17 protein-coding genes are annotated in these 20793 nt (G+C 69.4%); 8 read left to right on the top strand and 9 right to left on the bottom strand.

Annotated elements, in window-relative coordinates; genetic code table 11:
• Positions 1-68 precede the first annotated feature (68 nt).
• Positions 69-401: a hypothetical protein gene (locus AB5J50_RS37865; RefSeq protein ID WP_369263149.1), complete on the bottom strand. Its 333-nt coding sequence runs from the start codon at positions 399-401 to the stop codon at positions 69-71.
• Between the two features lie 120 nt (positions 402-521).
• Between AB5J50_RS37865 and AB5J50_RS37860 the strand changes: the two genes are divergently transcribed.
• Positions 522-1340, top strand: coding sequence for a rhomboid family intramembrane serine protease (locus AB5J50_RS37860; protein WP_369263148.1), 819 nt, complete (start codon positions 522-524; stop codon positions 1338-1340).
• A 4-nt stretch (positions 1341-1344) separates the two neighbouring features.
• Here the strand turns inward: AB5J50_RS37860 and hemE are convergent, their stop codons facing one another.
• Positions 1345-2412 (bottom strand): uroporphyrinogen decarboxylase, encoded by a 1068-nt coding sequence (gene hemE, locus AB5J50_RS37855; protein WP_369263146.1) that lies wholly within the window; start codon positions 2410-2412, stop codon positions 1345-1347.
• 279 nt (positions 2413-2691) lie between these two features.
• Here hemE and AB5J50_RS37850 point away from each other — a divergent pair, with 279 nt between their 5' ends.
• The 3 genes from AB5J50_RS37850 (at position 2692) to AB5J50_RS37840 (ending at position 5868) form a co-directional block, all read left to right on the top strand.
• Complete coding sequence (locus AB5J50_RS37850) at positions 2692-3360, top strand: DUF3000 domain-containing protein (protein WP_369263144.1); 669 nt, start codon at positions 2692-2694, stop codon at positions 3358-3360.
• 357 nt (positions 3361-3717) lie between these two features.
• Complete coding sequence (locus AB5J50_RS37845) at positions 3718-4380, top strand: response regulator transcription factor (protein WP_019073943.1); 663 nt, start codon at positions 3718-3720, stop codon at positions 4378-4380.
• A gap of 201 nt (positions 4381-4581) precedes the next feature.
• Positions 4582-5868, top strand: a complete 1287-nt coding sequence (locus AB5J50_RS37840) for an HRDC domain-containing protein (RefSeq protein ID WP_369263143.1) — start codon at positions 4582-4584, stop codon at positions 5866-5868.
• A 75-nt stretch (positions 5869-5943) separates the two neighbouring features.
• Here the strand turns inward: AB5J50_RS37840 and AB5J50_RS37835 are convergent, their stop codons facing one another.
• Genes AB5J50_RS37835 through AB5J50_RS37825 form a run of 3 tightly spaced genes read right to left on the bottom strand, consistent with a single transcriptional unit; the run spans position 5944 to position 9040 of the window.
• On the bottom strand, positions 5944-6774 hold the full coding sequence (locus tag AB5J50_RS37835; protein WP_369263141.1) for a carbohydrate ABC transporter permease: 831 nt from the start codon (positions 6772-6774) through the stop codon (positions 5944-5946).
• On the bottom strand, positions 6771-7724 hold the full coding sequence (locus AB5J50_RS37830; protein WP_369263139.1) for a carbohydrate ABC transporter permease: 954 nt from the start codon (positions 7722-7724) through the stop codon (positions 6771-6773). The genes AB5J50_RS37835 and AB5J50_RS37830 overlap by 4 nt, the downstream gene beginning before the upstream one ends.
• A complete protein-coding gene (locus tag AB5J50_RS37825) occupies positions 7724-9040 on the bottom strand; it encodes an extracellular solute-binding protein (RefSeq protein WP_369263137.1) in 1317 nt (438 codons plus the stop codon). Before AB5J50_RS37825 ends, AB5J50_RS37830 begins: the two co-directional genes overlap by 1 nt.
• A gap of 144 nt (positions 9041-9184) precedes the next feature.
• Here AB5J50_RS37825 and AB5J50_RS37820 point away from each other — a divergent pair, with 144 nt between their 5' ends.
• The 4 genes from AB5J50_RS37820 (at position 9185) to AB5J50_RS37805 (ending at position 16186) form a co-directional block, all read left to right on the top strand.
• Complete coding sequence (locus AB5J50_RS37820; protein WP_369263136.1) at positions 9185-11578, top strand: glycoside hydrolase family 2 protein; 2394 nt, start codon at positions 9185-9187, stop codon at positions 11576-11578.
• Positions 11575-12612, top strand: coding sequence for a LacI family DNA-binding transcriptional regulator (locus tag AB5J50_RS37815; protein ID WP_369263134.1), 1038 nt, complete (start codon positions 11575-11577; stop codon positions 12610-12612). The genes AB5J50_RS37820 and AB5J50_RS37815 overlap by 4 nt, the downstream gene beginning before the upstream one ends.
• Positions 12613-12836: 224 nt before the next feature.
• Positions 12837-14063, top strand: coding sequence for an acetyl-CoA C-acyltransferase (locus AB5J50_RS37810; protein WP_369263132.1), 1227 nt, complete (start codon positions 12837-12839; stop codon positions 14061-14063).
• Positions 14060-16186, top strand: a complete 2127-nt coding sequence (locus AB5J50_RS37805) for a 3-hydroxyacyl-CoA dehydrogenase NAD-binding domain-containing protein (RefSeq protein WP_327432496.1) — start codon at positions 14060-14062, stop codon at positions 16184-16186. Before AB5J50_RS37810 ends, AB5J50_RS37805 begins: the two co-directional genes overlap by 4 nt.
• A 332-nt stretch (positions 16187-16518) precedes the next feature.
• On the opposite strand, the gene AB5J50_RS37800 is transcribed toward AB5J50_RS37805, so the two are convergent.
• Genes AB5J50_RS37800 through pgsB form a run of 4 tightly spaced genes read right to left on the bottom strand, consistent with a single transcriptional unit; the run spans position 16519 to position 20791 of the window.
• On the bottom strand, positions 16519-17535 hold the full coding sequence (locus AB5J50_RS37800) for a hypothetical protein (RefSeq protein WP_369263130.1): 1017 nt from the start codon (positions 17533-17535) through the stop codon (positions 16519-16521).
• Between the two features lie 52 nt (positions 17536-17587).
• The gene (locus AB5J50_RS37795) at positions 17588-18643 is read right to left on the bottom strand and encodes an NlpC/P60 family protein (protein ID WP_369263128.1); all 1056 of its coding nucleotides are present in this window, start codon (positions 18641-18643) and stop codon (positions 17588-17590) included.
• 37 nt (positions 18644-18680) lie between these two features.
• Positions 18681-19163 carry a poly-gamma-glutamate biosynthesis protein PgsC/CapC gene (locus AB5J50_RS37790; RefSeq protein WP_225830536.1) on the bottom strand — a complete coding sequence of 161 codons (483 nt, stop codon included), beginning with the start codon at positions 19161-19163 and terminating at the stop codon, positions 18681-18683.
• Positions 19160-20791 carry a poly-gamma-glutamate synthase PgsB gene (pgsB, locus tag AB5J50_RS37785; RefSeq protein WP_369263126.1) on the bottom strand — a complete coding sequence of 544 codons (1632 nt, stop codon included), beginning with the start codon at positions 20789-20791 and terminating at the stop codon, positions 19160-19162. Before pgsB ends, AB5J50_RS37790 begins: the two co-directional genes overlap by 4 nt.
• Positions 20792-20793: the final 2 nt, after the last annotated feature.

Raw genomic sequence — 20793 nt, 5'->3', positions numbered from 1 at the left:
GCGGGGAACTGCGCGACCAGCCACAACGGACCGGCAGTCAACACACAACCCCAGCCCCCGCGGCGCGACTACGCAGATTCGTGCCCGGCAGTCCCATTGATCCGGTCAATCGCCTGCCGGGCCTGCTCCGCAGGCGGCCGCGCCGGCAGCGACGACACTGACGCCGGCGCCACCACCGCCGGAGGCGACTGCGCCGGCTTCGCATGAGCCGCCGCCCGCGCGGACCGCAACCGATGGCTGACGGCCTCGTCAAGCGTCACCGGCCGCTGCATCCGCGCAGCGAGGCGCCCCGCCTCCTGGCCGAGCGCGGCGACGTCCTCCCACGGGAGGTGCAGCACCAGGGCGATTTCCGCCTCGCCGTCGGGCAGGGCATGCATCGGAGGAGTAACTCGGTCGTTCATCGCCTGTGTCCTCACGTCTTCCTCGCGTCGCGTCTTCGTCGCGGCGCGGGCGGTTGAGGAGACATACGCACGAGGGGATGTCGGCGTTCAGCGACGGCGCGTCGAGGGCACTAGTTCCTTGTGGTCATCCCCGTCCATGACGTGAACCCGGTACGGCGCACGCCCTATGTGACGTATGCGCTGATCGCCGCGAATGTTCTCGTGTTCCTCTACACCCCCGGCATAGCCGGATCGGTGGCAGGGGACAGCGCCCTGTCGCAGCTGTGCCACCTCCACGCGTTCCTGGACCACTACGCCGCGGTGCCACGGGAGTTGATCCACCATCAGCTGCCCAGGCTGGTGCCCACGGGCGAGGTCGGCGCCGGGCCGCAGGGAACCGGCTGTGTGGTCGGCCCGCCGGGCTACGACAAGTCGCCGCCGCTGTCGGTGTTCACGGCGATGTTCCTGCACGGGAGTTGGCTGCATCTGCTGGGCAACATGCTGTTCCTGCTGATCTTCGGCAACAACATCGAGGACCGTATGGGGCATGTGCGGTTCACGCTGTTCTACGTGGCCTGCGGCTACGCGGCCGGATACGGCTTCGCGCTCCTCAACGACGCCTCGTCCGACCCGCTGATCGGCGCCTCGGGAGCGATCGCCGGGGTCCTCGGCGCCTATCTGGTGCTCTATCCGAAGGCCAGGGTCTGGGTTCTCGTCCCGTTCCTTGTGTTCCTGCCGCTGCGGCTGCCCGCGTGGATCGTGCTGGGCTTCTGGTTCGTGCTCCAGGCCGTGTACTCGTCCGGCAGCGGCGTCTCGGCCGCGGGAACGGTGGCGTACTCGGCGCACGTGGTCGGCTTCCTCGCGGGCATGCTGCTCGCCTGGCCGCTGCGCCCGGGCACCCCGCCTCCACCGGAACCGCGCCGCCTGCTGTGGGGCAGGCAGGCGCGGCACAGTTGGTGAGGCGTCAGCGGGCCGTCCGCTCGTGGACGTACTCCACGAGCCGGGTCAGCGCGTCCGGGTCGGTGGTCGGCAGGACGCCGTGGCCGAGGTTGAAGACATGGCCTTCGAGACCGGCGGCGGCGTCGAGCACCTCGCGGGTCTTCGTCTCCACGGCCTCGGTCGAGGAGAACAGGACGGCCGGGTCGAGGTTGCCCTGGAGCGCCTTGCCGGGGCCCACACGGCGGGCGGCCTCGTCGAGCGGGACACGCCAGTCGACGCCGACCACGTCGGCGCCCGCCTCGCCCATGAGGCCGAGCAGCTCACCGGTTCCGACACCGAAGTGGATGCGCGGGACGCCGTACCCGGCGACGGACTCGAAGACCTTGGCCGACGCCGGCATCACCGAGCGGCGGTAGTCGGCGGGTGCCAGGGCGCCGACCCAGGAGTCGAAAAGCTGGACGGCACTGGCGCCCGCCTCGATCTGGACCTTCAGGAACGCGGACGTGATCTCGGCGAGACGGTCGAGCAGGTCGGCCCACAGCTGCGGGTCGCCGTACATGAGCGCCTTGGTGTGCTCGTGGTTCTTGGACGGACCGCCCTCCACGAGGTAGCTCGCGAGGGTGAAAGGCGCGCCCGCGAAACCGATGAGCGGAGTGGAGCCGAGCTCGGCCGTCAGCAGCTTGATCGCCTCGGTGACGTACGACACGTCGTCGGGGGTCAGGTCGCGCAGCTGGGCCAGGTCGGCGCGGGTGCGGATCGGGTTCTCGACGACCGGGCCGACGCCCGGCTTGATCTCGAGGTCGATGCCGATGGCCTTCAGCGGGACCACGATGTCGCTGTAGTAGATCGCCGCGTCCACGTTGTGCCGGCGCACGGGCTGGAGCGTGATCTCGGTGACCAGCTCGGGCCGCATGCACGATTCCAGCATGGGGATGCCCTCGCGCACCTTGAGGTACTCGGGCAGCGAGCGACCGGCCTGCCGCATGAACCACACGGGCGTGTGCGGCACGGGCTCGCGCCTGCACGCCTTGAGGAAGGCGGACTCGTACGTGGCGGTCGGCGGCTGGCCGGAAGGGCCGTGGTTATCACTCACGACGCAAAGTCTCCCACGCCGTACCGACAACCGGGCTCGGGGGCACCAGCGCCCCTTTAGGGGCGCGAGGCTGTGACACTGTGCGGCTCCGCCGCGTGGGCGCGAGCAACCGAAGACCACCCGCACCCGCCACAGAACCGAACCCCTCAGGACGAACCGCGAACGACCACCCACAGTCACGGTCACGAACACGGCGAAACCAACCCGTTCCCGCCGAACCGCCGGAGGCAGGGGTGTCTCTCCCTGCGCAAAGGCTCCGTTCCCCTTAATCTTCCCCGCATGGCTGCGGCTCAGGGACGACTGTCGGACGGCGCTGACGGAATGGACGATTCGAAGGAGGGGGACCGCGATGCGACGGAGACGGCTCCGCCACCCTTCCGGACCGCAGTCGACGCGCTGAGGGCCGCGCAGCTGCGGCCGGAGATCGAGATCGACCCGACGCGCCCGCCGCAGCGCCTGGCCCCGTACGCGTACGCCCTGGAGGCCGCGGTCGTCGCGGACGACGAGGATCTGGCCGACGGCCGCCTCGTGCTGCTGCACGACCCGGCGGGGCACGACGCCTGGCAGGGCTCCTTCCGCCTGGTGACCCTGGTCCGCGCGGAGCTGGAGCCGGAGATGGCCGCCGACCCGCTGCTCCCCGAGGTCTGCTGGTCATGGCTGACCGGCGCGCTCCAGGCCCGTGGTCTGTCGTACGGCGAACCGAGCGGCACCGTCACGCGCGCGAGCTCGCACTACTTCGGCGGCCTCGCGGAGCGCCCGGCCGCCTCCCAGATCGAGATCCGGGCGTCGTGGACACCGCGCGAGGGCCTGGGCGGCGTCCCGGACACCGCCGCGCACCTCGCGGCATGGTGCGACCTGCTGTGCCAGATCGCCGGGCTCCCGCCAGTGAACCCGGGCGACGCGTCGGTGGTCTCCCTTCCGCAGCGCCGCGGCCCGCAGCCGCACTGATTCCGCCTGGTTCCACCTGGTTCGGCGGGCCGCCCTGGTTCCGCGGGCCCACCATGCCCTGCCCACGGTCCCGCTGAACCCGCCGGCCGGGACGCCGACTCGCGCACCTCATTACCGGTCCTTACCGGTTCTTTGTCGATACGACCACTTTCGGCCGCGTATCGACGTCGAGCGACTCGGTTCGATCTTCGGATGATCGATCGCGTGTCCGAATTGCACGGATTGTTACTCACCAAATCGTGATCATTCTCTAAAGGAGGACGGGTTTGGTGCCGAAGACGTCTGTGACCTTGAAAGCACGGTTCGTCCCCGGCTTCATCCCCAGAGCCGGTACCGTCCCGCACCCCAGGAGGCCTGGTGTCCGTTCTCCTCGAGCAGCCCGCAAGCCTGGTCGCCTACCGCCCGAACAAGCCGACCGCCATGGTGGTCGTGGCCGACCCCCGGGTCCGCTCCACCGTCACCCGCCACCTGTGGGCGCTCGGAGTGCGCGACGTCATCGAGGCGTCGTCCGTCGCGGAGGCCCGTCCCCGAATCGGCAACCCGCGCGACATCTGTGTCGCCGATGTCCACCTGCCGGATGGTTCCGGCCTCACCCTCCTTTCCGAGACCAGAGCCGCCGGCTGGCCCAATGGCCTCGCCCTCTCCGCCGCCGACGACATCGGTGCCGTACGCAACGCCCTCGCGGGCGGCGTCAAGGGCTACGTCGTCACCGGCACCCGTACGAACGTCGGCCTCCCCACCCGGCCGGGCGCCGCGCCCATCGGCTCGGCCGCAGCCCGTATGCACCGCCGCCCCCCGGGTGCCCCGAGCCACCCGGGCGGCTACCGCGAGCTGTCCGGCCGTGAGGTCGAGGTGCTCCGCCTGGTCGCGGAGGGCCAGTCGAACAAGGCCATCGGCGTCTCCATGGGCCTGTCCGCACTGACCGTCAAGAGCCACCTCGCCCGCATCGCCCGCAAGCTCGGCACGGGCGACCGCGCCGGGATGGTGGCGGTGGCCCTGCGCACCGGAATCATCCACTGAGCCCACACCGAGTCCACTTGGACCAACCGGGCCCCGCGACCTGTGAGCCCGCCGAAACCGCCGATTCCACCGACCCCGCACCCCGTCCCCACCGACCGTGAACCGGATCTTTCACTGACCTGACTGGTTTACGACCCCCAGACGCCCGTCGACGGAACGTTCCGTCGGCGGGCGTTGTCCATACACAGATACCCTTGACAGGTGACCGACGCCCAAGAGACCGCAGCAGACAGCTCACTGCGAACCACCGGAGGCGCCCCTCCGGACGACGTCGAACCGGCGCCGATCCCTTTGCTTGAGCCCCGAGACGGCATTCCGCCCGTGATCGCCGACGAAGCCTCGCTCGCCGAGGTGATCGCCGCCTTCGCCGCCGGATCCGGCCCCGTCGCCGTGGACGCCGAACGCGCGTCCGGGTACCGATACGGCCAGCGCGCCTATCTGGTGCAGCTGCGCCGCGAGGGCGCGGGCACCGCGCTCATCGATCCCGTCGCCTGCCCCGACCTCTCCGGCCTCGGCGAGGCCATCTCCGGAGTCGAGTGGGTGCTGCACGCCGCCACCCAGGACCTGCCCTGTCTCCGCGAGATAGGCATGGTGCCGACGCGGCTCTTCGACACCGAGCTGGCCGGGCGCCTGGCCGGGTTCCCCCGGGTGGGCCTCGGCGCGATGGTCGAGAGCGTGCTCGGCTTCGTACTGGAGAAGGGGCACTCCGCCGTCGACTGGTCGACGCGTCCGCTGCCCGAGCCGTGGCTGCGCTATGCCGCGCTCGACGTGGAGCTGCTCGTCGACCTGCGCGACGCCCTGGAGAAGGAGCTCGACCGGCAGGGCAAGCTGGACTGGGCCCGGCAGGAGTTCGACGCGATCGCGCAGGCCGAGCCAGCGCCGCCGCGCAAGGACCCCTGGCGCCGTACGTCCGGGATGCACAAGGTGCGCCGCCGCCGGCAGATGGCGGTCGTACGGGAGCTGTGGGAGGCCCGGGACCGGATCGCGCAGCGGCGGGACATCTCGCCGGGCAAGGTGCTCGGGGACGCGGCCATCGTGGAGGCCGCGCTCTCTCTTCCGGTCAACGTGCAGGCGCTCGCCGCGCTGAACGGGTTCGGACACCGGATGGGGCGGCGCCAGCTGGAGCAGTGGCAGGCCGCCGTGGATCGCGCGAAGGCGCTGCCGGACTCCGAGCTGCCGCAGCCGGGGCAGCCCGTCACCGGGCCTCCGCCGCCGCGGGCCTGGGCCGACAAGGACCCGGCCGCCGCGGCTCGGCTGTCCGCCGCGCGGGCCGCCGTGTCGGCGCTGGCCGAGGAGCTCAACATGCCTCAGGAGAACCTGATCACTCCGGACACGGTGCGGAGGGTCTGCTGGGAGCCGCCGGGTTCGCTGGACTCGGGGGCCGTGGCTGCCGCGCTTGCGGGGTACGGGGCGCGGGCTTGGCAGGTTGAGCTGGTCGCTCCGGTGCTGGTTGCTGCGCTGGCTGTGAAGGGTGCCTCGGCGCCGTAGGGGGTCTGACGTACGGCGGGTGCGGGTTGTTTTGGGTTGCTCGCGCAGTTCCCCGCGCCCCTTACGGGGCGCGTGTTACTTCGTTGCGCCTCGCATGAAGCCGTTGTAGATGAACCTCTGGAGGAACAGGAAGACGATCAAGGTCGGCAGGATGACGAGGACCGCTCCTGCCGAGATCGTCTCCCAGTGGGCTCCGAAAGGGCCTCTGAAGCGGAAGAGCGACGTCGAGATCACGCCAAGATCTTCGGACGGCATGTAGAGGAACGGGATGTAGAAGTCGTTGTAGACGGTGATCCCCTTCACGATCACGACGGTCGCGATCGCGGGCTTGAGCAGCGGGAGAATGATCCTCCAGTAGATCGTGAAGGTGTTGGCGCCGTCGAGGCGGGCGGACTCGTCCAGGGAGATCGGGATGGACCGGACGAACTGCAGGAAGATGTAGATCGACACGATGTCGGTGCCCATGTAGAGCACGATCGGGGCCCAGCGGGTGTCGAAGAGGCCGAAGCTGTTGACGATCTGGAAGGTCGCCACCTGGGTCGTCACGCCGGGGACCAGGGCGGCGATCAGGAACAGGGCCACCACCAGCTTCTTGAAGCGGAACGTGAAGCGGTCGATGGCGTACGCCGTCATCGAGCCGATGAGGACCGTGCCGCCGATGGCGAAGAGCAGGATGAAGGCCGTGTTGCCGAACGCCGAGAGCATCCGGCCGTCCTGGAACGCCGTCACGTAGTTGTGGAAGTTCAGCAGGTTGTCGGGGAGCGTGAGGGCTCCGCTGTCGTCCGCCATCTCCTGCGAGGACTTGAGGGACGTCAGGACGACCACGCCGAGCGGGAGCAGCACGACGACCGCCGCGAGGATCAGCGACAGGTACACGAGGGTGCGGGCCAGCGCGCGGCGCGTCATACGAGGTCCACCTTGTCGTCAGGGACGAGGCGCCGCTGCACCCAGGTCACCGCCAGGATGATCAGCAGCAGCACGACCGCCGCCGCCGAGGCGAGCCCCGTCTTGTTGAACTGGAAGGCCAGCTTGATCGTCTGGATCACGAAGGTCTCGGTGCCGGTCGCTCCGCCGGTCATGATGTAGGGGATCTCGAAGACCGACAGCGAGCCGGAGATCGAGAGGATCACGGTCAGGCTCAGGACCGGTCTGATGCCGGGCGCGATGATGTAGCGGAACTGGTGCCAGCGGCCGGCGCCGTCCAGTTCGGCGGCCTCGTACAACTCCCCCGGGATGGACTGGATCGCGCCCAGGAACAGGACGAAGTTCAGGCCCATGTAGCGCCAGACCGAGACGCCGGCGAGGGAGACGTTCGCGGAGGTCGGGGTGGAGAGCCAGGCGTGGTCCGAGTGGTAGCCGAACAGGCCGAGCACCGCGTCGAGGGTGCCGCCGTCCTGGAAGAAGTAGAGGAAGACGAAACCGATCGCCACCCCGTTGATCAGATACGGGAAGAAGAGCACGCCCTTGAAGAAGTTCCGGAAGCGGACGTTGAAGCTCAGGATCGTCGCGAAATAGAGCGCGGCCACGATCTGCACCACGGAGGCGGCCAGGTAGTAGCCGCTGACGAAGAACACCTGGAAGAGGTCTTCCCTGGTGAAGATCTCGGTGTAGTTCTGGCCCCCGATGTAGTGCAGTTCGGGGCTCACTCCGTCCCAGTCGGTGAAGCTGTACGCGATCATGTTGGCGATCGGCGCGTAGGTGAACGTGATGAGCAGGGCGAGCGGGGCGATCAGGAAGAGCCAGGGGGTGAGGCCCCGCCACAGCCGTGCCGTGCGCGGGGGCGGCGCCGGTCGGGGGGCGGCCGGAGCGACCGCCCCCGCGGCCGTGGAGGCCGCCTTCTCGGTGGTGTCCGTCATCAGGGGCCCACGGTCTTCCGGGCGTCGGCCCACTTCTTGGAGAGGTCGTTCAGGAAGCTGTCCAGGCTGCCCTTCCTGGCTCCGCGTGCGAGGTCGACGAGGTTCTGCCGGTATTCGGGCTTGTTGATGCCGACTTCGGACTGGTCGTCGATCGCCTTGACCTCGGCGCCCTTGGCGTCCGAGATCTCGATGAACTTCACGCCCTGGTCCTCGTACGGCTTCAGGACGTCGGGCAGCGGCGCGTCCTTGAGCGGCGAGATCGCCAGGTTGTCCTTGTCGTAGCCGGACTTGTCGGTGAACCAGTCGATCCAGGCGCGGGCCGCTTCCTTGTGCGGGGAGTGGACGTTGACGGCCAGGTTGTAGTCCGGGCCGACCACCGCGCAGAATTTTCCGCCCACTTGGGCCGGGAAGGGCATGAACCCGATGTCGTCCGGATCGGTCCCGGCCTGCCGGGCGGCGTCCTGGAACTGGATGATGGCCCAGGTGCCGAGCCACTCCGTGGCGATCTGCCCCTTCGCCAACCGGGGCTTGGACGCCTCCCAGTTGGTGGTCGTCGGGTCCTTCTCGATCAGCCCCTGGTGCACGATGTCGTACAGGAGCGTGTCGCCGACTCTCAGGTCGGCGCCCTTCGCCCAGGGATCGCCTTCGGCCAGCTTGGTGGTCGCCTCGGTGTCGCAGCCGACCGAGCCGTTGACGGCCGTCCACGAGGTCAGCGGCCACTGGGCGGAGAAGTTGGTGTAGTACGGGGTCGCGTCGGTCCGGGACTTGATGGCCTTGAGGTCGGTGAGGAACTCGGCCGGGGTGGTGGGCCACCCCGTGACGCCGGCCTGCTGCCAGACCTTCTTGTTGTAGAGGAAGCCGGGGGTCACGCCGATCGGGCTCTGCCCGTAGACCTTGCCGTCGACGGTGGTGAAGTCGGTGAACCGGTACTTCTTGGCGCGCTCGGCCCGGGTGCCGAGGGAGGCGAAGAACCTCGGGTAGTCGGTCTTCTTGATCACGGCGGGGATCAGCAGGACGTCGCCGTAGTTCTCCGTGTTCATCCGGATCTTGGCCTCGGTCTCGTAGTTCGTGAGGGCCTCGAACTCGACCTTGACCTTCGGATACGTCCTGTTGAACGCGGCGGCGTACTTCTTCATCGTGCCGTCCTGCACGAGGTCGGTCCGCTGGGTGAGGACCTTGATGGTCCCGGACACCGTCTTCGGGTCGTCGGGTGCCTTGGCGTCCGCGCCCTGCGACGAGCCTCCGGTCCCGGTGCAGCCCGATGCCAACAGGGCCCCGGCGAGGAGTGTTCCGGCGAGTGTCGTGCGGTGATTCATCTGCACCAGCTCCGTTCACGTCGGTTGGCTGATTCGGCACTCTGACAGCCGCTGCTAAACCGGTAAAGTCCTTATTCCGCCAACGATTTCGAAATCTTTCGCGGCCCTGGGCATCTTCTGACTCGACCGGTTTAGGGAGTGCGCATGCTGGACGTCACACCGCTCGCCGAGGGATGGACCCTGCGGCACGAGGGAGCCGCACTTCCGGCCGCGGTACCGGGCTGTGTGCACACGGATCTGCTGGCGGCGGGGGTCATTCCGGACCCGTTCCTCGGGCGGAACGAGACCGAGGTGGCGTGGGTGGGGCGGCGGGACTGGACGTACGGGATCGACGTAACCGCCTCCTCCGGGCACGAGCGGACCGACCTCGTCTTCGACGGCCTGGACACCGCCGCCGAGATCCGTCTGGGCGGTCCGGACGGTCAACTCCTGGGCTCTGTACAGAACATGCACCGCTCGTACCGCTTCGACGTCACCGGCCTCCAGGGCCCGCTCTCGGTACGCTTCACCTCCGCGTACACCGCGGCCGAGGCGGTGCGGGACCGGCTCGGCGAGCGGCCGAACGCGTATCCCGAGCCCTTCCAGTACCTCAGGAAGATGGCGTGCTCCTTCGGCTGGGACTGGGGGCCGACGCTGGTGACGGCCGGTATCTGGCGGCCGGTACGCCTTGAGCACTGGTCGACGGCGCGGATCGCCCGCGTGCGGCCACTGGTGACCGTCGAACACGGTCTGGGGCGCGTCGAGTTGGCCGTCGAGGCCGAGCGGACCGGGGTCGAGGCCGACCTCGTCCTGGAGGCCCGGGTCGGCGGGGTGCGCGCGAGCGCGGCGGTCGACGGAGCCAGCGGGGTCGTACGCCTCGAAGTCCCGGACGTCGAGCTGTGGTGGCCGCGCGGATACGGCGAACAGTCGCTGTACGAGATCGAGTTGACGCTCTCCGGCGCACACGGTCCGCTCGATGTCTGGCGGCGCCGGATCGGCTTCCGGACCGTCGAGCTGGATACGTCGGCCGATGACCACGGCACCGGCTTCACCTTCGTCGTGAACGGTGAGCGGATGTTCGCGCGGGGCGTCAACTGGATCCCGGACGACGTCTTTCCGTCCCGGATCACCCGCGAGCGGTATCGCGAACGGCTCGCGCGGGCGGCCGGCGCGGGCGTCGATCTCGTGCGGATCTGGGGCGGCGGCATCTACGAGAGCGAGGACTTCTACGACGCCTGCGACGAGCTGGGGCTGATGGTCTGGCAGGACTTTCCCTTCGCGTGTGCGGCCTATCCGGAGGAGCAGCCGTTGCGCGGCGAGGTGGAGGCCGAGGCGCGCGAGAACGTCGTACGGCTGATGCCGCACCCCTCGCTCGTGCTGTGGAACGGCAACAACGAGAACCTGTGGGGCTTCCGGGACTGGGGCTGGGAGCGGCGGCTGGCCGGCGACTCGTGGGGTGAGGGGTACTACCTGGGGCTACTGCCGCGTGTGGTCGCCGAGTTGGATCCGACGCGGCCGTACACGGCGGGCAGCCCCTGGTCCGGTTCCTGGGACCATCACCCGAACGACCCGGCGCACGGGACGCACCACTCCTGGGAGGTCTGGAACCGCGACGACTACGCCGGCTACCGGCTGCAAGTCCCCCGTTTCGTGGCCGAGTTCGGCTGGCAGGCACCGCCCGCGTACGCGACACTTCGGCGCGCGCTGCCCGGCGAGAGGCTCGCCCCCGACTCCCCCGGCATGCTGCACCACCAGAAGGCGGACGACGGGAACGGCAAGCTGGAGCGCGGGCTCGCCCGGCACTTCCCTGTGCCTCAAGGGGGCTTCTCGGCAGGCGACTTCGACCGGTGGCACTACCTCACCCAGGTCAACCAGGCCCGCGCCGTCGCCGCCGGGATCGAGCACTGGCGCTCGCACTGGCCGGTGTGCGCGGGCACGATCGTCTGGCAGCTCAACGACTGCTGGCCGGTGACGTCCTGGGCCGCGATCGACGGGGACGGGCGGACCAAGCCGCTCTACCACGAGCTGCGCCGGCTGTACGCGGACCGGCTGCTGACACTGCAACCCCGGGGCGGTGGGCTGGTGTTGGCCGCCGTGAACCAGACGGCGGACACATGGACGCCGTCGCTCGCGCTGCGGCGGATGTCCGTCGACGGAACCGTCGTGGCCGAGGCGAGCGTCGGGCTGTCGGCCGCCGCGCGTACGGTCGCCGAGGTCCGCGTGGAGCGAGAGCTGGAGCCGGTGGGGCCCAAGGAGTTCCTCGTGGCGGACGCGGACGGGCTGCGCGCGCTGCACTTCCCCGTGCCGGACCGCGAAGTCCCTTACCCACGGCCGGAGTTCGAGGTGACGGTCGCGCCGGGCGCGGTGACCGTGACGGCCCACACCCTCGTACGGGATCTGCTGTTGCAGGCCGACCGGCTCGACCCCGGCGCCGAGGCCGACACCGGGCTGGTCACCCTGCTCCCCGGCGAACAGGTCACCATGGGCGTACGCGGCTGGGAGACTCCTGACGCGGCCACCGCCCGATCCGCCCTGTACTGCGTGGAGCCGACCCGATGACGACAGCGCCGACCCCCCGCGTGACCATCAAGGACGTCGCCGCGCGCGCCGGGGTGTCCAAGGGAGCGGTGTCGCTCGCCTTCAACCACAAGCCGGGGCTCTCCGACGCCACCAGGGACCGGATCTTCGAGGCGGCCCGTGAGCTGGGATGGGCGCCGAACCTCGCCGCGCGGTCGCTGTCGAACCAGCGGGTGGACGTGGTCGGGCTCGCGATCTGCCGGCCCGCGAAGCTGCTGGGGCTCGAACCCTTCTACATGGAGTTCATCTCCGGGGTGGAGAGCGTGCTGACCGAACATTCGTGCTCGCTGCTGCTGCGGCTCGTACGGAATCTGGAGGAGGAGGTCGGACTCCAGGACGCGTGGTGGAAGGGGAAGCAGGTCAGCGGGTCGATTCTGGTCGACTTCCGGGACGGCGATCCTCGGGTGGCGGCGGTGGAGCGCTTGGGCATGCCCGTCGTCGCGGTCGGCCATCCGTCGCTCACCGGCAGCCTCACCTCCGTGTGGACCGATGACGCGACCGCCGTCACGGAGGCCGTGCGGTATCTCGCGGCGCTCGGGCATCGCAGGATCGCCCGGGTGGGGGGTGCGGCGGCGCTGGGGCATACGTCGATTCGTACGGCCGCGTTCGATGAGGTGGGGCGGGGGCTGGGGCTTGAGGGGGCGTGGCAGGTGGCTACGGATTTCTCGGGGGATGCGGGGGCTCGGGCGACGCGGTCTTTGTTGACCGCCGCGGCTTCTGATCGGCCCAGCGCGATTGTGTACGACAACGACATCATGGCTGTGGCGGGGTTGTCGGTGGCGGCCGAGATGGGGTTGTCGGTGCCGGGGGATGTTTCTTTGCTGGCGTGGGACGACTCTCAGTTGTGCCGGCTGACGCATCCGACGTTGTCCGCGATGAGTCATGACGTGCATGGGTTCGGGGCGGATGTGGCTCGGACCTTGTTCGGGGTGATCACTGGGGAGGGTGGGGGGTCGCATCCTGTGGCTACGCCTGTGCTTACTCCTCGGGGGTCTACTGCGCCGCCCAGGGGGTGACGGGGTCTGTCGTATGCGGTCTGCGGGCCGTATGTGGCTTGTCGCGCAGTTCCTCGCGCCCCTATCGGGGCGCTGATGCACAGGGGGGTTTCGATGTGACGTTCGCCGCTCCCTCGCTCGGGACTGGGCAGGGTGGTTACTCGTAAGTAGCATGTGGGGGTGAGCGCGCGCTCAGTCGCGTGTGTCGCGCAGCAGTGCCATCCCGCATCTGGAGGAGAGCCATCGTGCCTCGTACCGTCAGGGACGTCGTCTTCGTCGACGGCGTCCGCACCCCGTTCGGCAAGGCGGGCCCGAAGGGCATCTACCACGAGACCCGCGCCGACGACCTTGTCGTGAAGGCGATCCGGGAGCTGCTGCGCCGCAACCCGGGTCTCGACCCGAAGAAGATCGACGAGGTCGCCATCGCCGCGACCACGCAGATCGGTGACCAGGGCCTGACGCTCGGCCGCACGGCCGGCATCCTGGCCGGGCTGCCGCAGTCGGTTCCCGGCTACTCGATCGACCGCATGTGCGCGGGCGCGCTGACCGCCGTCACCACCACCGCGGGCTCCATCGCCTTCGGTGCGTACGACGCCGTCATCGCCGGTGGTGTCGAGCACATGGGCCGCCACCCCATGGGCGAGGGCGTGGACCCGAACCCGCGGTTCGTCAGCGAGAAGCTGGTCGACGAGTCCGCCCTGTTCATGGGCATGACCGCCGAGAACCTGCACGACCGCTACCCGCACATCACGAAGCTTCGCGCCGACGAGTACGCGGTGCGCTCGCAGGAGAAGGCCGCCAAGGCGTACGCCAACGGCAAGATCCAGCAGGACCTGGTGCCGATCTCGGTGCGCAACACCAACGCGGAAGTCGGTGAGACCGGCTGGGGCCTGGTGACCGCCGACGAGCCGATGCGTCCGGGGACCACCCTGGAGAACCTCGCCGGGCTCAAGACGCCGTTCCGCGTCCACGGCCGGGTCACCGCCGGTAACGCGGCCGGTCTGAACGACGGTGCGACCGCGTCGATCATCGCGTCCGAGGACTTCGCCCGCGAGAACAACCTGCCGGTCAGGATGCGGCTCGTCTCGTACGCCTTCGCGGGCGTCGAGCCGGAGGTCATGGGTTACGGCCCGATCCCGGCGACGGAGAAGGCGCTGGCGAAGGCCGGTCTCTCCATCGAGGACATCAACCTCTTCGAGATCAACGAGGCCTTCGCCATCCAGGTCCTCGCGTTCCTCGACCACTACGGCATCGCCGACGACGACGCGCGCGTCAACCAGTACGGCGGCGCCATCGCGTACGGCCACCCGCTGGCCTCCTCCGGCGTCCGTCTGATGACGCAGCTGGCCCGCCAGTTCGAGGAGCAGCCGGAGGTCCGTTACGGCCTCACCACCATGTGCGTCGGCTTCGGCATGGGCGCCACGGTGATCTGGGAGAACCCGCACCACAAGGACGCCGGAGGCGACAAGTGAGCACCACCGAACTCCTCAAGGGCGCGGCCGAGCTGTTCCCCGACGAGGTCGTGACCTCGGCGAACGTACGCCACCTCGACCTGCCGTTCGGCGCCGGGCGCTTCGCGCTCATCACGCTGGACAACGGCTTCGACCACACCAAGCCGACCACCTTCGGCCCGGCGTCGCTGGCGAACCTCAACGCCGCCATCGACCAGGTCGAGAAGGAGGCGGCGGCCGGCGAGATCGTCGGTGTCGGCGTCACCGGCAAGCCGTTCATCTTCGCGGTCGGCGCGGACCTCAAGGGCGTCGAGCTGCTGAAGAAGCACGACGACGCGCTCGCCATCGGCAAGGGCGGCCACGAGGTCTTCAAGCGCCTGTCGGGCCTCGCGGTCCCGACCTTCGCGTACTACAACGGTGCGGCGATGGGCGGTGGCGTCGAGGTCGGTCTGCACTGCGCGTACCGCACGGTCTCCAAGGCGCTGCCCGCCTTCTCCCTCCCCGAGGTCTTCCTCGGTCTGGTCCCCGGGTGGGGCGGCTGCACGATCCTGCCGAACCTGATCGGTGCGGACAAGGCCGTCTCGGTGATCATCGAGAACTCGCTGAACCAGAACAAGCAGCTCAAGGGCCAGCAGGTCTTCGACCTCGGTATCGCCGACGCGATCTTCGAGGGCGCGGACTTCCTGGAGCAGTCGCTGCTGTGGACGGCTTCCGTCCTCAAGGGTGACGTCACCGTCGAGCGCCCCGAGATCGACCGCGGTGAGGCCTGGGACCAGGCCGTCGCGCGCGGCCGTTTCATCGCCGACAGCAAGGTGCACGGTGCGGCTCCGGCCGCGTACCGCGCGCTGGACATCATCGCGGCGTCCAAGGACGGTGACCTGCAGAAGGGTTACGACGCCGAGGACGTGGCGCTCGCCGACCTGATCATGGGTGGCGAACTGCGCTCCGGCATCTACGCGTTCAACCTGGTCCAGAAGCGCGGCAAGCGCCCCGCGGGCGCCCCGGACAAGTCCCTCGCGCGTCCGGTCACCAAGGTGGGCGTCGTGGGCGCGGGCCTGATGGCCTCGCAGCTCGCCCTGCTCTTCCTGCGCCGTCTCGAAGTGCCGGTCGTCCTCACGGACATCGACCAGGAGCGCGTCGACAAGGGTGTGGGCTACGTCCACGCCGAGATCGACAAGCTGCTCGGCAAGGGCCGTATCAACCAGGACAAGGCCAACCGCCTCAAGGCGCTGGTCACCGGTGTGCTGGACAAGGCCGAGGGCTTCGCCGACGCCGACTTCATCATCGAGGCCGTCTTCGAGGAGATCGGCGTCAAGCAGCAGGTGTTCGCCGAGGTCGAGGCCGTCGCCCCGGCGCACGCGATCCTCGCGACGAACACGTCCTCGCTGTCGGTGACGGAGATGGCGTCGAAGCTGAAGAACCCCGAGCGGGTCGTCGGCTTCCACTTCTTCAACCCGGTCGCGATCCTCCCGCTGCTGGAGATCGTGCGCGGCGAGCAGACGGACGACGCCTCGCTCGCCACGGCGTTCGGTGTCGCCAAGAAGCTGAAGAAGACGGCGGTTCTGGTGAAGGACGCCCCGGCGTTCGTCGTGAACCGCATCCTCACGCGCTTCATGGGCGAGATCCAGAACGTCATCGACGAGGGCACGTCGGTCGAGGTCGCGGAGAAGGCGGTCGAGCCGCTGGGTCTGCCGATGTCGCCGCTGGTGCTGCTTGAGCTGGTCGGCCCGGCCATCGGTCTGCACGTCTCCGAGACCCTCAACCGGGCCTTCCCGGAGCGCTTCACGGTCTCCCCGAACCTCGCGGCCGTCGTCAAGGCGGGCAAGCGTGGCTTCTACGTGTACGACAGCGGGAAGCCGGAGCTGGACCCCGAGGTCGCGGCGCTGCTGAAGCAGGGCGACGTCGTCCTCACCGAGGAGCAGGTCCGTGACCGCGTCCTGGACGCGGTGGCCCAGGAGATCGGTCTGATGCTCGACGAGGGTGTCGTCGCCGAGGCCCAGGACATCGACCTCTGCCTGATCACCGGTGCCGGCTGGCCCTTCCACCTGGGCGGTATCACTCCGTACCTGGACCGTGAGGGCGTCTCCGAGCGGGTGAACGGGAAGCGGTTCCTTTCGGCGGGCGTGGCTTCCGTCCCCGCGTAAGCGTTCCACTGGGTCAACCGGGTGCCCTGCACGCCTTCTTGGTGTGCGGGGCACCCGGCGTTGGGCTGCGCCCCCGGGTAGTTCGTCGGCCGCGGGCCGGTGGGGGCCGTTCGCGCAGTTCCCCGCGCCCCTGAAGGCGCGGGGCTTCGCCCCGCGATCCCCCGACCGCCCTGGTTCGCCGGCTGCGGGTGGGTGGGGGCTGGTCTAACAGATTGCGCAGTTCCCCGCGCCCCTTTTAGGGGCGCGGGGAACTGCGCAATCTGTTGGGGGTCTGGGGGCGGAGCCTCCAGGGATGGGACGGGTAGGGGCGGCGGGGGCGAGGGAACCGGGTGTTACACCGGGCGCCAGGCCTCCAGGGCGAGGCCTGGCTCGTGTTTGCGGTGGGTGAGGAGGAGGGCGTCGCTGCCCGGTGCGAGGCTCGCGGCGACGACGCGGCCGGCGTCGTCCTCCGCGAGGGACACCTGGGCGTCGGCGGGAAGTTGCGGACCGGACTCCGCCCACCACGCCCCCGCCGACTCCTGCTCCGTCGGATACGCGGCGAAAGCCACCCGCCCGCTCGCCGAACGCTGAGCGAGCAACGTGCAGTCGTAGCCGTCGAGTTCACAGCGAATGGCCGAGACAGGACCGGGCCCGGCGGCGGCCAGCAGCGGCACCGGCTTGGTTCCCGGGCGCCAGGCGCAGAGGTCACCCGTCTCGTCGGTGAAGAAGAGGGTGGTGGAGTCGGGGGAGGTGGCCAGGGCGCGGAGAGTGCCCGGGCGTACCGGGGTTTCCAGGGCCTCCTGGAGGACAGGCTGCGCGCCCGGCTCCTCCTGGCGCCAGTGCAGGATGCCGCCCGGGACGGCCGCGTACAGCTCGACGCGCCCGGACTCCCCGGTCACGGCCGCCAGATCCCCGTGCACGTCACGCCCCTTGAGGTCGCGCCACGGATCCCAGCCGCCCTTCGCCTTCTGCGCGACCATGCTCACTCCGCCGCCCTTGTTGCGTACGAAGACATGGGCGCGTCCCTCGGCGTCCACCGCGACGGCGGGCGTCCCGGTACGGTCGCCCTTCTTGTCGGGGTGACCGATCGGATTCCAGTCGAGGGCGGCCAGACGCGGACGGAAGTGCGTGGAGTGGACCAGGCCCGACTCTCCGGTGACGGTCGGACGCCACGAGACGAGATGGGCGTAGCCGTCGGGGCCTTGGCCCACCGCGAGTACGGGATGCAGGCGTTGGGCGCCGCCCACGGTGCGCGGAGGATCCCAGGGGCCGCCGGGGCCGCGCTCGGCCCGGCAGCGGACGGCGGCCTCCGACAGCAGGTACGCACTGAGCCTGCCGTCGCGGCCGCGTATGAGCCAGTCGCCGTTCACCGGTTCACTTTAATCGGGGGCGGGGCGGCCGCCGAGGCCCGGCCCCCCTCACTCAGAGCCGCTTGGCGCTGCGGAACAGTTCGGCGTAGAACCCGTTGCCGTCGATGCGGGAGACACCGCCCTTGTCGCCGATCGTCGGGCCGTTCTGCTCCTTGCGACTGGAGACGAAGACCTTGTGGCCCTCGGTGTCCAGGCCCATGTAGATGGCGGAGTGGTCGATGTGGTCGCCGGTGCGGTGGTCCATCTTGAAGAACAGCAGGTCGCCCGGCTGCAGCATGTCAGTGTTCTTAGGGCGGGTGTACCAGGGGGCGGGGCCCTGGAGCTTGATGATGTCGACGCCGACCTTGGAACGTGCCATGCCGTTGGCGGTACGGGGCAGTCCGTCGCCGAGGGTGTTGCTGGCCATCAGCGGGTAGCGGGAGCGGTAACCCCACACCATCCGCAGGAAACCGGAGCAGTCCAGGGCCCGGTAGCGGTCCGCGCGCGGCTGCATCGTGGTCCCGTCGCGGAAGGTGTACGGGATGCCGAGGTAGTCGTAGAAGTCGTTCTGCTCCAGGCGGTCCACGCCGTCCGGCTTGAACGGGCCGAACACCGCGTCGCCACGGTACGGTACGCCCGCGTCGTCCTTCTTGACCGGGGCGCCCTGCACGTACTGGAAGGCGATCGCGAAGATGTCGTCCTCCTGGCTGCCGTAGTACTTCTTGAACCAGTCCTTGAACCACTGCTGGTTCTGGGCGCCCTTGGTCCAGGGTTCCGGCATGAGGCGGACCCAGTCGTCGGTGACCACCTTGGTGCTGGTATTGGCGGGTTCGCTGAAGGTGCGGGACTGGCCTTTGAGGGTGGCGGTGCGGGCGCCGTCGGTGAAGGTGGCGATGACCGCACCCTTGGCGTCGCGCAGCACGGAACGCGCCGGGTCGTTCAGCCGCTCCCAGGTCTGCTTGCCGGTCGCCTTGCCCGAGTTCTGCAGGCCGTTGTCGGTGACCGTCTGGGCGGCCGGGACCTTCGCCTGTTCGTCCCTGCGCAGTTCGTACGTGAAGTACGCGCTGCCCGCGAGCAGCGCCAGGACGGTCACCGTGTGGACGACGGGGCGGCCATTGCGCTTCGGCATGTGAGGGCTCCAGGGGTTGCGTCGGGAACAGGCGGGCTCAGGCGGAGGGCAGGGCGCCCAGCAGGATGCCGGCGGTCAGCACCACATAGGTGGCGAGGGTGACCGATCCGACGGACAGCAGGGTCGCGCCCTTGGGCTGGCGGACCAGCTGGTATCCGATCAAGCCCGGGACGATGAACCCGAGCGTCTGGTTGGCGTACAGCAGCGGGAACTCCATCTGCAGCACGATGATCACGGTGGCCTGGATGAGCACGCCGCTGAGCACCACGGCCGCGAACAGCCGCTTGCCGTACAGGATGACGAACTTCTGCATGAGCAGCGTGGCGAGGTACGTCAGAACGGTCACGCCGACCACCAGCGCGGCCCGCTGCAGGTCCTCGATGAGGGTGAGCGCGAGCCAGCCCGGCGTGATCATGCCGCCCGGCGACAGGTTGGTCGTCAGGTAGCACATCAGCGAGAACATCAACCCCAGGCCGATGCCGATCGCGGCGATCTCGGGAGTGAGGACGGAGGGGATCAACGCTGTTCTCCTGGGCTGTGCCACTGCTGGCTGTCATCGGCGGAAGGCTGGGGAGGAATACGGGGCTCGAACAGCCCGCGGGGCGGGCCCTGTCCGAGTGAGGGGCCGTTGTCGGGGTGTGCCTGCGGTGCGGCGGGGGCGGGCTGGTCACCGTGGTACTGCTGCGTCCAGACGTCGTCCGGATACGGCTGGCCGTACCCTGCCTGGCTCACCCGCTCCTGCTCCTGCTCCTGCTCCTGGTACGGGTACGGGTGTACGGCGTCGCGCTGCACGGGGAGCTGCGGGACGTACGGCTGCTGCGCGTAGCGCGACTCGTACGCCTCCGAGTAGCCCTGGTAGGGGTCGATGCGCGGCGCGTACAGCTGCACGGTCTCGACGTGCTCGACCACGGCGGGCGCCGCCCCGGCGCGGCCTCCCGGGACCGCGGCCACGGGCTCGTCGGCGCTGTCGTCCGGCGGGAGTTCGGCGAGGTGCTCCAGCAGGATCTCGCCCTGGCCGTGGATGTTGCCGATGGCGACCAGCGAGGTGTCCGGGCCGAGCTGCTCCAGCAGCTTGGCCATGAACTCCTCCGGGTCGCGCTTGTCCCCGCCGAGGTCGACGGCGCGCGAGCGGAACTCGGCGGGGATGGCGTCGATGGCGGACTTGGCCGGGTGGCCGATGACGAAGACGCGCTCGGGGTCCAGGTCGGGGATGATCTCGCCCATCTGCCCGTTGCGTTCGACGCGGTCGGGGCGGCAGTTGATGACCACGTTGAGCGGACGGTGGATGGCGCCGAGGTCGAGCAGCTGGTTGACGTTCATCAGCGTCGACTCGGGGTCGTTGGCCGCGAAGACGTTGGCGAAGCGCACCTTCTTCCCCTCTGGCGTCAGATAGCGCTCGACGGCGAGGACACCGGGGTCCGGCGGGGCCTCGTACATGCCCTGCAGGGCCGTCTCCCGGTCGACGCCGAGGAGTTCGGCGACGGTCAGCGCGATGGCCACGTTCTCCTTGAAGGTGAACCAGCTGAAGCCACGCAGCTCCTCGTCGCTGACCGTGTCCGGGTCGGCGTAGATGAGCTGGCAGTTCCGGGCGTCGGCCTCCTCCTGGAGGATGTGGAAGCGGTCCTTCTCCGCCGTGATGCAGATGCCGTCCTCAGGCATCGAGCGGCAGAGCGAGCGCGCCACGTCGTCCAGGGTGGGGCCCATCTCGGCGAGGTGGTCTTCGCGGACGTTGCACAGCACGCCGATCGTGGAGCGGATCAGCTTGGACTGGTTGATCTCCTGCAGGGCCGGCATGACGGCCATGCACTCGATGACGAGCGCGTCCGGCTGGTACGCGGCGGCGCGCCGCACGATGCCGATCTGCTCGACCACGTTGGCGATGCCGAACTTGCGGTAGACCGGCTCCTCGGTGGCGTCCGGGTGGATGAACCGGGCCGCGGTGCCGGTGGTCTTGGCGACGGTGACCAGGTCGCCGCCGCGCAGGGCGCCCGCGCACAGCCGGGTGATGGACGACTTGCCGCGGATGCCGTTGATCAGGACCCGGGTGGGTATCTGGTCCAGGTTGGTGAAGTGCCGCCGCTGCTCCACTATGCCCGCGACGAGCATCATCGCGCAGCACACCAGCAGCACTGTGTAGAGGAAGAGCACGG

The sequence above is a fragment of the Streptomyces sp. R35 genome (assembly GCF_041053035.1).
Classification (GTDB): Bacteria; Actinomycetota; Actinomycetes; order Streptomycetales; family Streptomycetaceae; genus Streptomyces; species Streptomyces lutosisoli.
The sequence above is the reverse complement of the archived record's forward strand: the minus strand, read 5'-3'. Positions and strand labels throughout refer to the sequence as shown.